We start from the raw sequence: 13972 nt of genomic DNA, 5'->3' as shown, positions 1-13972 counted from the left end.
GGGATATAAAATACTGATACGATGGAATCTAGAGAAAAAATAAATGCCCTATTAAACGAGATGAGTAAGGTGGTGGTGGGCCAGGAGCGGTTGATTAATCGACTTTTAGTGGGCTTATTCACCGGCGGTCATGTACTTTTAGAAGGTGTGCCAGGTTTAGCAAAAACATTGACCATCAATACATTGGCCAAGATACTGGATCTCAATTTTCACCGTATTCAATTTACTCCTGATTTACTTCCTGCTGATTTGGTAGGTACCATGATTTACAATCCTCTAAAAAACGAGTTTGAAGTAAAAAAAGGGCCAATTTTTGCGCAAATCATCCTTGCCGATGAAATTAATCGTGCTCCAGCAAAGGTTCAATCTGCCTTGTTGGAGGCCATGGCGGAAAAACAAGTAACCATAGGCGATACCACCTACCCTTTGGATAAACCCTTTTTGGTTTTAGCTACGCAGAATCCAGTAGAACAAGAAGGAACATTTCCATTACCTGAGGCTCAAGTAGACCGTTTCATGCTGAAAGTATTCCTGAACTATTTAGATAAAGAACAGGAATTAGAAGTGATGCGTAAAATGTCGAACATGGATTTCCAATATGAAGTGAAAACCATCATGAATTTGGAAGACATTCAGAAGATCAGAAAAGAAATTAATCAAATTACCATTAGTGAAACGCTAGAAAAATACATCATTGAACTTATTTTTGCTACAAGAAACCCGGATGAATATGGCCTAGTTCAAGAAGCTAATTACATTCAGTTTGGTGCATCTCCTCGAGCTAGTATCCACTTAAATCTTGCCGCCAAAGTGATGGCTTATTTAGAAGGACGCGATTATGTGTTGCCTGAAGATATCAAAGAAATGGCTCCCGATGTATTAAATCATCGTATCATTTTAAATTATGTGGCAGAAGCAGATAATATCAGCACGCTTCAGATTATCCAATCTATTTTAAGTAGCGTCGCGATTAATCGATAGGAAAACGGGTAAATTTAATTCTCGATTATCTTTTATAGGCAATGAAATCCCTGTCTATGAAAACGCGTTTACTATTTCTTTTTTTGAGCCTAGCTCTTTTTAGCTTTCAAGCCACAGAACCTTTGCGGGTTTTTCTGATTGGAGATTCCACCATGGCCGACAAAGTCCCTGCCGACTTTCCCGAAACGGGTTGGGGAATGCCATTTGCTCATTTATTCAATGAGGCCGTAGAAGTACAAAACCACGCTTACAACGGTCGAAGTACCAAAAGTTTTCGTCGAGAAGGAAGGTGGGCTAAGGTATTTCAACAAATCAAAAAAGGAGATTATGTCTTTATCCAATTTGGGCATAATGATGCCAAAATATCAGACACAAGCCGTTATGCCGCTGCACAAACCGATTACCGTGAAAACTTAAGCCGCTATGTAAAGGAAACCCGTTCCAAAGGCGGAATACCCGTATTGTTAACTTCGATTCAAAGAAGAAAATTTGATTCTACAGGAACTTTTGTAGACCAACATGGGGAATATCCTCAAGTAGTACGAGAAGTTGCCAAACAAGAAAAAGTATTACTTATCGATTTAGAAAAAATCAGTCGGGCACAAATTGAAAAACTGGGACCTGAACTGTCCAAAAAAATATACCTACACTACCCTGCTGGCATCTTCAAAAAATTCATGAAAGGGGTAGTAGATGACACTCATTTTTCTGTTTATGGTGCTTCATGGATGGCTCAGGCTGTTGCCTCCGCTATATTTGATTCCAATGAAGCGCTTAGGAGCTTTTTAAAAAAATCAGCTTTCAGTCAAAAATACCAATATGAATTACCCCTGGTAGCTGGAACTGTATTTAAAAAAGATACCTTTTCAATTGTTTCCTATGGGGCAAAATCTTCCCCTACCTTTTTAAATACAAGTGCCATCCAACAGGCCATTGATCTCTGTTCTGCCCAAGGTGGTGGTGTGGTTAACATTCCCGCAGGGTTTTGGTTGAGTGGCCCCATTGTTTTAAAATCTCATGTTAATCTGCATCTTGAATCTGGGGCTTTATTGCAATTCAGCCATCAAAGTAAAGACTTCCCATTGGTTAAAACATTTTGGGAAGGCGTAGAGGCCATTCGAGCACAATCCCCTATTTCTGCCTTTAAGGCTACGAATATCGCCATTAGTGGAGCAGGAATCATTGATGGGGCTGGTGAAGCATGGAGACCAGTCAAGAAAGGTAAATTAACTGGAGGAGAATGGGCAAACTTAGTTAAATCAGGAGGAGTGTTGAACGAATCAAAAGATACATGGTACCCAACGGCAGGTGCATTAAAAGCAGCCAATCTAGACCGACCTGGAGTTGTGGCAGCAGGTTGGACCATTGAAAAGGCTCAAGAAATAAAAGAATTTTTAAGGCCCAACATGATCAGCCTGATTGAATGTGAGCAAATATTGTTGGAGGGTGTAACCTTTCAAAATTCCCCTGCGTGGAATATTCATCCACTTCTATGTAAGCATGTAACTGTTAACCAAATCAAAGTGAAAAATCCTTGGTTTGCACAAAATGGAGATGGAATAGACATTGAATCTTGCGAATATGTAAAGGTTAAAAATAGCAGTTTTGATGTAGGTGATGATGGGATTTGTCTCAAATCAGGAAAGGATGAAGAAGGTCGAAAAAGAGCTCGACCAAGTGCACATATCTGGATAGACCAATGCCAAGTATTCCATGGACACGGAGGTGTGGTAGTGGGAAGTGAAATGTCGGGTGGTGTACATGATTTATTTGTTTCAAATTGTCAGTTTTTAGGAACTGATGTGGGGCTTCGGTTTAAAACAGCTAGGGGCCGCGGCGGAATTGTTGAAAATGTGTATATCCGGGATATCCTGATGAAAAACATTGCTGGAGAAGCTATTCTGTTCGACATGTACTACCAAGGGAAAGATCCTTTAAGCACCTTTGGGAATGGCGAGGAAAAGCCTGTTATAGCAGCTATGCCTGTCAACGATGGAACCCCGCAATTTAGATCTATTTGGGCTGAGCGGATTCGTGTGAAAGGAGCCGCCACAGGCTTGCTCATTCGGGGATTACCAGAAATGCCCATCCGACAAATCAAATTACAGGATATTGAAATGGAATGTGAACAAGCTTACCGGGCCATTGAAGCCGACGGCATTGATTTAGAGCAGGTTATATTTACAAAAAACAAAAACATCAAAAGCGAACTTTATCATGTTCAACATTGGAAATTTTCTGGGAAAGAGCTAACATTGGATAAATAAACCCACTAATATGCCTTATCCATCTATTTTCTCTCCTGAGACAAGTCAACAGCTTTTTGACCGAATTGATGCACTTCATCCACATTCTCCAGCTTTATGGGGAAAAATGAATGTTGCCCAAATGCTGGCCCATGTTTGTGTTCCTTATGAACAAATTAAGGGGGAAAATACCCAGCAGCCTCCTTGGTTCATGAAATTGATACTAAAAATCTTTCTCAAAAAAATCTTAACCAATGAGGTCCCTTATCAAAAAAATTCCCCGACAGCACCCGCATTTCTCAAAGTAGATGTACATGATTTTGAATGGGAGAAAAGTCGCCTGAAAAACTACATAATAGCTATTGAAAAAATGGGTGCTGAACAACTTTGCTTGCAAGCATCCTTAAGTTTAGGCATGTTGAATGAGACAGAATGGAATAACATGCTGTATAAGCACCTAGATCACCATTTGAAACAATTTGGTGTATAATTTAGAAAGATCTAACCGCTATAACCCGCATGTTCAAGCGTTTGAAATAGTTGGTCTGCATACCTGTATTGAGGTTATGCGTTACTGCGTGTTCTTGATCTATTTCTGTGGAAGTCCAGTACCATGCCGATTTAAAGACATTATTGGACTTCATTTTTTTGAGATTCAATTTTTGATGAATTAATTCAAATTCCTCCTGAGTAGGTAATCTCCAATCATCGAATCCATTCAAAACCAGATTTTCACAGGCTGATTTCGCATTGGGATAATCAAATTGGCCAATATCTTTGGTCGTTGCGACTAAGCCATGGTTATCTTTTTCAAAAATTAAATACCCCCCCAATTTTTCTTGAGGAGCTTTGACGTTGGCCCTTTGTCCCATGGAAAAAAAGGCCCCACTAAATACAAACAATAAGATGGTAAAAAATTTCACTGACATACATTAATTTTTCCATGCCAAAGTTCCGAAATTATTCCAATAATCATTTCATCCTAAGGTAAAATGAAACTATTTATTGCAACTCATTCCCCGACTTACCTGACTGAACTATACTAAATTTAGTCCCATTGGTCTATACATCTTGCAATTAAGGCCGAAAAGCTGTATTTTGATGTAATTTTACTTTGAACTTAACAAAAACCAAAATAACCATAGCCTTGACTTATCCTACCATCCGAATTTTAGGAAGGAATTGATGGTAATTAAATGACCTTAGCCTAAATTCTTTTCGTCTATGGTCATTTCATGAGCATTAGAAATTTATATATTATTTAGGCATGTTACAAAGAAAATTTCAAAGGAAATATGTGATGGTTGCGGTCGTTTTATAAGTTAAAGCGGTTTATCAACCTCCTAGCATTTTTTGTTAGCCAGATTAATTATGTCAGCAAATTTAGAAGAACTTACTACTTTAGATGAAATCGTATTTCAGCATAGAAATCAAGAATACGGCGCATTTCAAATAAGGAACAGTTACCCTTCTACGCTATATAAATCAGCTATTAAAGGTGCAGCTATTTTTACCATCGCCATTTTGCTGATGTTTTGCGTGCATCTATGGTTGGATTCAAAACAAGATAAAACCGATTTCAGTAAAGAAGTAACTGCTGAAGTCATGCGTTTGGCCCCTGCCCCTCCTGTTAAAAAACAAGATGAATTAGCCCCTCCTCCTCCCAAGGAAATTCCGAAAGTTACAAGCACGAAGTTCTTACCCCCAGAAATCAGGCCAGATGATGATCCAACACCTGTGGTAAGGCCTCCTGAACAAGATAAAATCAAAGGTAACCCGGGTAGAATTGATGCCATAGGAGATGTCAATGAAGGTCAGCCTGATGGCCCCGAAATTGAGGAAGAACCTCCTGTAGTACCCTTTCCATTAAACAATGGGATTTGGGAATGGCCTAGTGGTAAAAGTCTACAGAGCCTAATTCCCAATGGCTCTACGGCCTGCTCCATTGATTTTAGGATAAAGATTAAAGCAGATGGAACCGTAAAAGAAATTCAAGCCAACAGCGATTGTGAGAGCAATGTAGAAGGCATTTTAACTAATTATTTCAAAAACCACCGTTTTGTATTGCAAAACACCAAAAAAGTGGGGATCGGACAAGCTGTCTCTTCAAAAAAAGATTACATTTTGAATTAATGCGCGATACCCAATTGAAAATTGACATGATGAAGGCAAATAAACCAGCCCTTTTTTATACTAGCATATATCTTTTCTTCTTCCTATTGGGAATGGGGAGCATGATACCCTATCAGGCAAATTCACAAGATTCAAACATCAATAAAAGCCCTTCCGAGCAATTTAGAATAGCCAAAGATTATTACAATGCAGCCAATTATGCCGCAGCCAGAATGGAATTTTCTATCTTTCTAGAAAAAAATGCGAAAGACTTTGATCGCAATTCCAATGAAATAGTAGATGCTGAGTTTTTCATCGTTTTGTGTGATTTTTACATCAATACTACGAGAGCTAAAGTAGCGGTTGAACGCTTTATTGCCAATCATCCATCTAGCTTGAAGACCTCTATTCTGGTCAAGGAAATAGGTAGTTTCCTTTACAAGGCAGGGCAATACCAAGATGCCATTCAATACATAGAACAGCGTGTTTCCATTTTAGATCCAGAAATACGATTTCAGTTAGCTATCTGCTATTTGCAAGTTGGACTTAGTACCAAAGCCCAAAGCTTATTTGAATTATTAAGCAATGATGATAATGAATCAGTAGCTTACGCGGCTTCCTATTACTCAGGATTATTAAAACTCAATCAAAAGCAATTCTCTGCGGCCATTTTTGATCTAAAAAAAGCTGATGAAGCACCTTTCCAATTGGCACAAGTTCCGCTTTCTGACTCGGTTTGGGTGAAAATCAAGCGACAAATCCCTACCATGATTAGCCAAGCGTATTACCAAATGGGTCCAGAAAAATATGCTGAATTCATAGCTTATGCTGAACCTATTGTCATGTTAGACACAAGGGAGGTGGAAAAGGCCGACATAGCCAGGCTATTAGGAGATATTTATTTCAATCAAGGGAAATTCAACAAATCGGCAGAAATATATGCGAAGTACCTGACTTTGAATGAAAGCAAAAAGTCTGTTTTACAAAGTAATATTGAAGATGTTCCATTGAAACAAGCATTTTCCTTATTTAAGTCTGGCCAATACCAAGCTAGCGTAAGTCTGCTGAATAAAGTAATCAATACTGAAACCCTAAGTGATTCTTTAAGTCAACTGGTTTATTACCAAATTGGAATGTCTCAATTTCATTTGAAAGAATATTCCGCGGCAAGCCTCAGTTTGGATAAAGCCATTCAAATCAATTGGAATAAATCCTTGTCCGAAGACGCTTATTTCAATCAACTTGTGGCCTTAGAAAATCAAGGAATATGGGATACCTTATTGAGTAAAATCAAAGGATTTTTACAGCAGTACCCTCAAAGCAAGCATTTGGCTCAATTGAACAATATGATTGTTCATGGCATCAGTGAAAGTAGTATGCAATCCTCTGGCATTTATCAAGTAAAAGAATTTTTTAGCTTCAATTTCTTACAAACAGAAGAATTTAAAAAAGCTTATCAAGAGAGAGCGTATAGCTTAGCAGTAACCTTATTTGATCAAGAAAATAACCTTGCCCAAGTGGATCAATTGTTCGGTTTGATCGAGGAAGTGAAAGCCTATCCTTACAACCCTCAATTAGTTTATTTAGCTAAGGTCTTACAAGGAGAAACATATGGATTATTGGCAAATGCTTACCAACAAAAGAAAAATAAAACCCTAAACAAAGAGGAAGAAAAAGTTTATCAGTTTTATTTGAATTCTCTCGTTCACATTTATACACCCTTACACCAAAGCACTATCCCAACCAATCCAGGAAGAGAATTAGCACTGGATAGTTCTGCTTTAAAATACCAACTAAAATCAGCTTTATTGAATGCCTTGATTGACCTAAATCAAGAGAGACCAGCACAATTGGCTTTAGCATCCTTTTTATTTCATTCCCCATTAGCCGATGCCTCTACTCGTAAAAAGGTCATTGAGGTTTGGAAATACAACTCTACCAAAGAGGCAACGGAGTACCAAGAAAACAACATTTTGGCCCAAACAATTGGCTTATTGGATATTGCCTACGACAAAGGAAGTACTCTGGAAAAAGAAGGTTATCTATGGGACAAAATTAAGATTCTAGAAAAGCTTCGTCGATATGATGATGTAAGTGATTTATACGGAAAATTCTTACGAGAGTTTCCTAATTCCAAAAACAAGGAGATCGCTACATTAAATCAATGGATCAGTTTATACCAAAAAGGAGGAAGAGAAAACTACGTTCAAGCCATCAAAGGTTTCACGGAAATTTTGCAAAAAAATGCAAAAACCTCCGTTCCTTATAAAAGAGCGTTGGACTTCCGTTCTCAGAGCTATGAAAAGCTATCCATTCTTGCTCAAGGAGATGAACAAATGTCTTTTGGCCGTTTAGCCATTCAAGACAAAGAAGAACAATTAGCTAGTAGTCAAGGGGATACCATTCGTGTCAGTGTAGTAAATAAGCTTAAAAACCTATACAAACGATTGAACCTAGAGGTAGAATGGGTGAAGAAGCACTATCAAGAATATGGTAGCGAAGAGAAATTTTGGGAAGATTGTTTAGAATTATATCAAAACAAACGCTGGGATGTGGCACGAACTACTTTCTTGGAATTCCAAAAAATCTATCCTAAATCCCTCAACAGCAATACCTTACTCAAGAATCTTGCCGCTTGTTCTGATAGCCTACATGATGTTCCGAGTGCTATCGAACAATACCAACAAATTATCCTAAAAAAAGAGAAATTTAAGCAAGCAGAAGTCATCAGTGCAGCCAAAAGAGCAGGAGAGCTCGCTTTAGAGAATAAACAAATGGAAACGGCTATTCGCTCTTTTCAATTTATCAAATCATTTACCAAAGTCAGCCGTCATCAAAAAATGGCCAATGATCAATTGGTTAACATTTACTTACAATCGAAACAACTGGATTCACTTTATAACTTGACTTCTACTTGGGATGAATTGTATGAAGTAGATGAAAAAAATGCTTTGTTCCAAAATTACCTACAATTGGCCATGGAGGCACAGCAACCCGACTTAATCAAAAAATGGTTACAAAGAATCAGTGTCAATAATCATCTAAGTCCGGTACTTCAGCAGATTATCATTGGCGCTGAAGCTGAACTGAAATTGGCTCAGATTTTATACCAAGAAAAGAAACACCAAGAATTGGATGAATTACTGGATAAGACCTTAATTCGTAAAGTTATTGCTACTAATATCCGCACCAAAAAAACCTATTTTAGAGGACTTTTATTGTATGCAGATAATTTAATGGCACTCGACCAAAAGGATAAAGCCATGGGATATTATACGGCTTTATCCCAAAACATGGCCAAAGAAAATGATGTTAGAACCATAGCCAAGAGTCGATTAAAATAGATTGAAACAACAATGAGCAATTCATACCTACGCTATATCCTTATTTTCATTGGCTTCATTTTAAAGGCCGAAATGGCCATGTCTTTTGTTCCACAAACGGCAGATACCATACGTATATACCGAGAAGTCAATTTGGGAGAGCTGAAACTTTCGCAAGAGAAAATAAAATTACCCACATTTCGAGATAAGAAAAGCAATCAAAAACCCGTAGAAGTTCCATTAGAATGGAATAGCCACGAAGAACATCCCTTAAAATGGTCCAAAATCAATCCAAGAGAAGGAGAAGTTTTTGGTTTGGACTCCTTAAACAACAACATCATTCGGGTTGGGGCTGGAAGTTTTGGATATACTTATTTAAACTTAAACCTCAATAAAGCGGATCAAAGACTGGGCTTTTATTTATCCCATGATGCCTACGCAGAAGGGCCGGTAGCTGATATTTTTTCTCAGAAAAAACTGAATAATATCAAAGTTTGGAGCCGTTCAAGAGCCGATAGCAAATTAGAATTAGAGACACATGTGGCCTATTCTCAACTGGGTACAAATTACTATGGATTTGAACCAGGACAAAAAATCCCTAGTTTCCGTGATCAGCGTTTGGTGTATGATACCTATAATTTTTTCGGAAAATTTGGCACCAATATACCTAAATCAACTTTTGATTTTAATGCCAGCATCGATGTCTCAAGAATCAGTAATTTGAGTGATGTGAGCGAATTAACCAGCAATGGTTCATTCTATTCCAAGATTAAATTGAAGTCCAACTCCTTCATTAATTTAAGTGGGGAAATGATCCTGTCAGAGTACAAAACGCCTGCCATGACCCTTACGAGAAGTTTTTCTAGGTTAAGACCATTTTATACTTTCTCTAGTTATTTTGTGACGGTATCTGCTGGAGCCCATTTCTTACAAGAAACCAGCGATGGACCAGAGCCCGCTAAAACAAGTTTTTTCCCTCAATTTTTAATCGACTTTTCTAGCTTAGATTACATTCACTTTTTTGCAGGATTAGGCGGGGATGTCCAATTTAACACCTATGCCAATTTCGTGAAGCAAAACCCTTGGATGGCTCCCAATATTCTCCTAAAAAACTCCTCTCAAGTAGGAAATCTCTATGCAGGAATTAAAGGAACGAATAGAACAGATAAAGATAAGGCGGGGGATATCGACTTTGAATTCAAAATTGCCTATTCGGAATACACAGATCTTCCTATCATCTCCAATTCCCTAGTAGATCCCACCCAATTTGTTTTAAGTTACGTTGGAGGTTTAAAAAAGGTGCAAGTGACTACCTTTTCTGGCAACTTCGATTTACAAGTGAGCCGTTCTATAAAAAGTGCAGTTCGATTTAATTATGACAGCTACGAATCATTGGGAGATGTAGAAAAAGCATTCCATCGACCAGCATGGAAAATCAATTGGAATGGAACCATTCTATTGGGCAATAAACTTTCCATCATTCCAACCATTGAATACATCAATGGCTTATTTGCCTGGAGCCCTACAGAATCAAAAGTGAGGGCTATGGAAGAGATTTTTGATTTAAATTGCCATGTCAACTTTAAATTTAATGAAAAGCTTGCCTTAGGAGTTAATTTAAATAACTTACTGAATAGAAACTTCCAACGATACCTGAATTACCCAAGTCTAGGCTATAATTTCGGTGGTGTACTTACATATTCCTTTTAATCTAAACTCATTCCATCTTTTTAAATTAATTTTGCGCTATGAGTCAAATCGAGGAACTTAAGAAAAAAATCCCTACCCACATTACGGTGTTGGGAGGAGGAAGTTGGGCTACCGCTCTCGTAAAAATATTGTCTGAAAATCAAGTGAAAATCAAGTGGTGGATACGAAGAAAATCAGATGTTGATTTTATCCGTAAATACAACCATAATCCAAGCTATTTAACAGATGTGGCCATAAATCCGCGGAAAGTAAAGACATACCATAAAATGTCTGATGCCCTTCATGGAGTGGAATACATCATTTTAGCCGTTCCTGCTGCATTTATACCCAGCACTTTAAAGGACCTAAATAAAAAGCATTTTGAGGGTAAAAAAGTAGTATCTGCCATTAAGGGCATGATTCCTGATGAAAACATGCTAGTGACTGATTGGATCGAACGAGAATTTAATCTACCCTTGGGTCAAACCTGCGTGATTGCGGGTCCATGTCATGCAGAAGAAGTAGCATTGGAGAAACAATCTTACCTGACCATTGCCTCTCCTAATTTGGCATTAGCACAGTCTTTCTCCAACCTATTGAATAGTCGTTTCTTGCAATCCCATGCCATCGAAGATTTATATGGTGTGGAATATTGTGCGGTTATTAAAAACATCATTGCCATGGCGTGTGGTATTACTCGCGGACTAGGATTTGGAGATAACTTCCAAGCAGTATTGGTCAGCAATGCCATGCAGGAAATTAAGCTATTCTTGGATGCCGTATATCCAGAAACCAATCGTGATTTAAATAGCTCAGGGTATTTGGGCGATTTACTTGTTACGGCTTATTCCCAGTTCTCTAGAAATAGAACTTTTGGAAATATGATCGGACGAGGCTATTCCGTCAAATCAGCGCAGATTGAGATGAACATGATTGCGGAAGGATACTATGCCGTAAGAAGTATTTACCATATTTCCAGACAACATAAAATCCAATTACCTATCATAGAGGCAGTATATGCGATTGTTTATGAGAAAGCTAACCCTCAGTTGGAAATGAACAAACTGAAGGGCTTCCTTAAGTAATTACAAAAAAGAGCGAATCAAATCAGCTGTTTTTGCCAAAGATTCTTGACTAACTTGCAATTTGGCACGGGTAAAATTCAAATCATTGGCCGTAGTCATGGGCACTAAATGAACGTGCGCATGAGGAACTTCTAAACCAATAACGGCTACACCGATCCTTTTGCATGGAATGGCTTTTCTGATGGCCGGAGCTACCGATTGAGCAAACTTCATCATGTCAGCCAATTGATCAGGTACCATATCAAAAATATAATCAATCTCCACTTTAGGAACCACTAACACATGACCTTCTACCAAAGGCATGACATCTAAAAATGCCAAAAAATGCTCATTCTCAGCAATTTTGTGACAAGGGATTTCTCCTGAAATAATTTTACTAAATATTGTGCTCATATTAGTCTACACGTCTCAAATTACATCTTGAAATAGGTTTAATAATCAACGGTACTTTTTCCAATTTCACCGCATCACTATCTAAACCAAACCATTTATCCTCTGAATTCATAAACTGCTTTAAGAAGAAATAAAACTTCATCACCAGTCTGTCCATCAATGGCAATTCATTATCAAAAGATAAGAATTTCTCCAATACCACAAATCGGAAATCACCAATTACATTTTGCTCATTCAAAGACTTATAACGTGACGTGATATCTACCTCTCCGCGGGCAACCATTTCCTCCACAACTTTTCTAAAGTATAAATTGATTCTTTGTTCCACTCGGAAACCCAATTTAAAATTCACTTTGATGATATCATCTGGCTCTATTACGGTCACCTTGTAATCCATGGTATAGGGCTCATCCAAGGTATCTACGTGTACAAACCAATAAATATCTGCCCGCTTAGGTCTACGTTGGAAGATGGAATAAATAATCTTGGACTCTATATCTGAAACTCTACCTGCATTGGACATAAATACCAAGTGTGTGGCATATTTAGGAATGGTTTCATCGCGACTAAGCTCTTTTAGTGGTTCTACATAATCCGATAGCTTTTCGTATTCCGTCAAATCCTTTTTAATACGAGTGGCCCTAAACCAGACATACATAACTAATAAAATGACTCCAGCAATGAATAAGGATACATAACCACCGTGAGAGAATTTCTGCAAATTAGCGACTAAAAATGCCCCTTCTAGGGAAATATAAACCACCAAAAACAAGAGGATCCACCACATGTCAATCTTCTTAATGTGCAAATAATATGCCATCAAGGAAGTAGTCATCAACATGGTTAAGGTAATTGCCAAACCATAAGCTGCTTCCATATTGGAGGATTCTTTGAACCAAAGCACCACCCCGACACAGCCTAACCATAAAAAGATATTGATGGAAGGAACGTACAACTGACCTTTTTGATCGGATGGATAAATCAAGCGCACCTTGGGCCAAAAGTTCAAACGGATGGCCTCGGAAATTAAGGTGAATGATCCTGAGATCAAGGCCTGACTAGCAATCACTGCAGCGGCCGTTGCGATACAAATACCTGTAAACAAGAACTCTCTAGGTAATAATTCGAAAATAGGTTTTCTGCCACCAAGCAACATACCTTGATGGTGCAATAACCAAGCCCCTTGTCCAAAATATTGAAGCAACAAAGCAATTTTAACAAAAATCCAGCTGATACGAATATTATCTCGGCCGCAATGTCCTAGGTCGGAATACAATGCCTCCGCTCCTGTAGTACATAAAAACACGGCTCCGAGAGTCCAGAATCCAGCAGTTCCTGCTTGATGAGAAGTCAATAGTTCCCATGCATAATGAGGTGAAACCGCGCGTAGGATACTCCAATCATGCTCAATCCATAATAATCCAGTTACGGCTAACATGCTAAACCAAAGTAGCATAATAGGACCAAACAGTTTACCTACAACTTTGGTACCTAAAATTTGAAAAATGAATAATCCGGTTAAGATGACAATAACTATCGGTACTGTGTCTGTAACGTAAGGCAAGCCTTCTTTGGTCTTAAGCATTTTCAAACCCTCTACAGCTGAAGAAACTGAAATGGGGGGTGTAATAATACCATCTGCTAACAGTGTTGCTCCCCCGATGATGGCAGGAAGTGTCAACCATTTGGCATGTCGACGAACCAAAGCAAACAAGGCAAAAATTCCACCTTCTCCTTTATTATCGGCACGTAAAATTAAAATAACGTACTTGAGAGTGGTCTGGAGAGTCAGTGTCCAAAAAATACATGACAATCCTCCCAATATCATCAGCTCATTAATTGGATCATTTCCAATAATGGCCTGCATAACATACAAAGGAGATGTCCCAATATCTCCGTAGATGATACCCATGGCTACCAGCAGTCCAGCAGCAGTAGCCGTGTTTTTGTGTTTTTGTTCCATTATAATGTGTGGGAGCGTAAAATTATTACCAAGCGAATCTGTTTATCGAAAGAATGCAAAAATTGCAAAAAATTGTACTATTATTGGTTAATTTCTTGACATATTTCAAGAAACGGCAGCAAATATACCTTCAATTTTGATATAAAAAACAGCTATTTTTCATTTTCTTAAAAATGACTT

General features: G+C 38.2%; 10 protein-coding genes. 7 read left to right on the top strand and 3 right to left on the bottom strand.

Annotated features, from left to right (window positions below; translation table 11 throughout):
* Positions 1-21 precede the first annotated feature (21 nt).
* Genes G9H60_RS05410 through G9H60_RS05400 form a run of 3 tightly spaced genes read left to right on the top strand, consistent with a single transcriptional unit; the run spans position 22 to position 3717 of the window.
* Positions 22-981, top strand: a complete 960-nt coding sequence (locus G9H60_RS05410) for an AAA family ATPase (RefSeq protein ID WP_223143073.1) — start codon at positions 22-24, stop codon at positions 979-981.
* A gap of 56 nt (positions 982-1037) precedes the next feature.
* The gene (locus tag G9H60_RS05405; protein ID WP_223143072.1) at positions 1038-3248 is read left to right on the top strand and encodes a glycosyl hydrolase family 28 protein; all 2211 of its coding nucleotides are present in this window, start codon (positions 1038-1040) and stop codon (positions 3246-3248) included.
* Between the two features lie 10 nt (positions 3249-3258).
* Complete coding sequence (locus G9H60_RS05400; protein ID WP_223143071.1) at positions 3259-3717, top strand: DUF1569 domain-containing protein; 459 nt, start codon at positions 3259-3261, stop codon at positions 3715-3717.
* A 1-nt stretch (position 3718) separates the two neighbouring features.
* Here G9H60_RS05400 and G9H60_RS05395 read toward each other — a convergent pair whose 3' ends face one another.
* Entirely contained in the window at positions 3719-4156 is a 438-nt protein-coding gene (locus G9H60_RS05395; protein ID WP_223143070.1) for an Lcl domain-containing protein, read from the bottom strand.
* Between the two features lie 442 nt (positions 4157-4598).
* On the opposite strand from G9H60_RS05395, the gene G9H60_RS05390 reads away from it, so the two are divergent.
* The 4 genes from G9H60_RS05390 to G9H60_RS05375 are packed head-to-tail and all read left to right on the top strand — an operon-like array spanning position 4599 to position 11436.
* Entirely contained in the window at positions 4599-5360 is a 762-nt protein-coding gene (locus G9H60_RS05390) for a hypothetical protein (protein WP_223143069.1), read from the top strand.
* Entirely contained in the window at positions 5360-8683 is a 3324-nt protein-coding gene (locus G9H60_RS05385; RefSeq protein ID WP_223143068.1) for a tetratricopeptide repeat protein, read from the top strand. The genes G9H60_RS05390 and G9H60_RS05385 overlap by 1 nt, the downstream gene beginning before the upstream one ends.
* Positions 8684-8695: 12 nt before the next feature.
* The gene (locus G9H60_RS05380; protein WP_223143067.1) at positions 8696-10372 is read left to right on the top strand and encodes a hypothetical protein; all 1677 of its coding nucleotides are present in this window, start codon (positions 8696-8698) and stop codon (positions 10370-10372) included.
* Between the two features lie 38 nt (positions 10373-10410).
* A complete protein-coding gene (locus G9H60_RS05375; RefSeq protein WP_109324099.1) occupies positions 10411-11436 on the top strand; it encodes an NAD(P)H-dependent glycerol-3-phosphate dehydrogenase in 1026 nt (341 codons plus the stop codon).
* On the opposite strand, the gene G9H60_RS05370 is transcribed toward G9H60_RS05375, so the two are convergent.
* On the bottom strand, positions 11437-11829 hold the full coding sequence (locus G9H60_RS05370; RefSeq protein WP_223143066.1) for an HIT family protein: 393 nt from the start codon (positions 11827-11829) through the stop codon (positions 11437-11439). It lies immediately after the preceding gene.
* Between the two features lies 1 nt (position 11830).
* Positions 11831-13792, bottom strand: a complete 1962-nt coding sequence (locus G9H60_RS05365) for a KUP/HAK/KT family potassium transporter (protein WP_262899958.1) — start codon at positions 13790-13792, stop codon at positions 11831-11833.
* Positions 13793-13972 lie beyond the last annotated feature (180 nt).

Source organism: Aquirufa aurantiipilula, assembly GCF_019923745.1.
Classification (GTDB): Bacteria; Bacteroidota; Bacteroidia; order Cytophagales; family Spirosomataceae; genus Aquirufa; species Aquirufa aurantiipilula.
Note: the sequence above shows the minus strand (reverse complement) of the source record. Positions and strands in the feature narration are given on the sequence as shown.

Coding starts and splice junctions, on each gene's coding strand:
- G9H60_RS05410 (WP_223143073.1), top strand. CDS start 22: ATGGAATCTAGAGAAAAAATAAATGCCCTATTAAACGAGATGAGTAAG.
- G9H60_RS05405 (WP_223143072.1), top strand. CDS start 1,038: ATGAAAACGCGTTTACTATTTCTTTTTTTGAGCCTAGCTCTTTTTAGC.
- G9H60_RS05400 (WP_223143071.1), top strand. CDS start 3,259: ATGCCTTATCCATCTATTTTCTCTCCTGAGACAAGTCAACAGCTTTTT.
- G9H60_RS05395 (WP_223143070.1), bottom strand. CDS start 4,156: ATGTCAGTGAAATTTTTTACCATCTTATTGTTTGTATTTAGTGGGGCC.
- G9H60_RS05390 (WP_223143069.1), top strand. CDS start 4,599: ATGTCAGCAAATTTAGAAGAACTTACTACTTTAGATGAAATCGTATTT.
- G9H60_RS05385 (WP_223143068.1), top strand. CDS start 5,360: ATGCGCGATACCCAATTGAAAATTGACATGATGAAGGCAAATAAACCA.
- G9H60_RS05380 (WP_223143067.1), top strand. CDS start 8,696: ATGAGCAATTCATACCTACGCTATATCCTTATTTTCATTGGCTTCATT.
- G9H60_RS05375 (WP_109324099.1), top strand. CDS start 10,411: ATGAGTCAAATCGAGGAACTTAAGAAAAAAATCCCTACCCACATTACG.
- G9H60_RS05370 (WP_223143066.1), bottom strand. CDS start 11,829: ATGAGCACAATATTTAGTAAAATTATTTCAGGAGAAATCCCTTGTCAC.
- G9H60_RS05365 (WP_262899958.1), bottom strand. CDS start 13,792: ATGGAACAAAAACACAAAAACACGGCTACTGCTGCTGGACTGCTGGTA.